Origin of the sequence: Modicisalibacter xianhensis, assembly GCF_900113605.1 — a bacterium.
GTDB lineage: Bacteria > Pseudomonadota > Gammaproteobacteria > Pseudomonadales > Halomonadaceae > Modicisalibacter > Modicisalibacter xianhensis.
On the sequence record NZ_FOPY01000044.1, the window covers coordinates 1 to 1,109 of the forward strand.

The 1,109-nt window shown below is 56.4% G+C and carries 2 protein-coding genes; one reads left to right on the forward strand and one right to left on the reverse strand.

Going from position 1 to position 1,109, the window contains the following annotated elements; all coding sequences use genetic code 11:
• Nucleotides 1-65: 65 nt before the first annotated feature.
• Nucleotides 66-230 carry a helix-turn-helix domain-containing protein gene (locus BM194_RS20390; protein ID WP_218155444.1) on the reverse strand — a complete coding sequence of 55 codons (165 nt, stop codon included), beginning with the start codon at nucleotides 228-230 and terminating at the stop codon, nucleotides 66-68.
• A gap of 256 nt (nucleotides 231-486) precedes the next feature.
• Here BM194_RS20390 and BM194_RS20395 point away from each other — a divergent pair.
• The coding region (locus BM194_RS20395) for a serine hydroxymethyltransferase (RefSeq protein WP_143097657.1) at nucleotides 487-1,109 on the forward strand (623 nt) is incomplete at its 3' end.

Consider the following 1,109-nt stretch of genomic DNA (forward strand, 5'->3'; position numbering starts at 1 on the left):
TCGCTGCTCCTGGATGAATTGAGCAATGAGTTCACGCGCTGCCAGCAGAGGATAGCTCCTAAGGCTTAATCTATCATCCGGCCTCTTACACCTAGGATTTCTTCCAGTTTCTTGACCTGTAAACTGATTGCCGGCTGCGATCTGCCGAGTAATTCACCAGCGCTCGTGAAGCCTCCAAGATCCTTGATGGTGACAAAGGTTCTAAGTAGGTCCGTGGGGATGTTTTTCATAATAAACAGGGTCTTAGGTTATGTTTCGCGTTACTGGGAGCTTGGTGTCTACAGGCATGACAGTCCTGACTCATGCAGCATATCTTCGTAGCGAAAACGAGTACAAGGGAAAAAACGAGTAGCTTGCTCGAGACTGCAGTTGAGGAAGGCAAGCCTGGCTTATGGGGGCATTAAGGATTCAAATTTTTGTCTCTTGGGGCCTGCTTATATCTTGTTTTATGAAGTTCTTTTATCTTTTAAAAACAAGGAAAAATAAATGTATTACGCAAGCATTGAAGCTGTTGACTGGCAAGTTTATGCCGTTATCGAGGAAGAGAGGGCACGGCAGGAAGCGCACATCGAACTGATCGCTTCCGAGAACTACACCAGCCGCGCCGTGATGGAGGCGCAGGGCAGCCAGCTGACCAACAAGTACGCCGAGGGCTATCCCGGTCGCCGCTACTACGGCGGCTGCGAGTTTGTCGACAAGGTCGAGGCGCTGGCCATCGAGCGGGCCTGCGCCCTGTTCGGTGCCGACTACGCCAACGTCCAGCCGCATTCCGGCGCCCAGGCCAACGCGGCCGTGTTCATGGCCCTGGTCAAGCCCGGCGATACCGTGCTGGGCATGAGCCTGGCCCACGGTGGCCACCTGACCCACGGCGCCGCGCCGAACTTCTCGGGCAAGCATTACCACGCCGTGCAGTACGGGCTGAACCCCGACACCGGCGAGATCGACTACGAAGAGGTCGAGCGTCTCGCGAGAAGCCATCGGCCGAAGATGATCATTGCCGGCTTCTCGGCCTACTCGCGGGTCATCGACTGGCGCCGCTTCCGTGCCATCGCCGACGAGGTCGGGGCCTACCTGATGGTCGACATGGCGCATGTCGCCGGCCTGGTCGC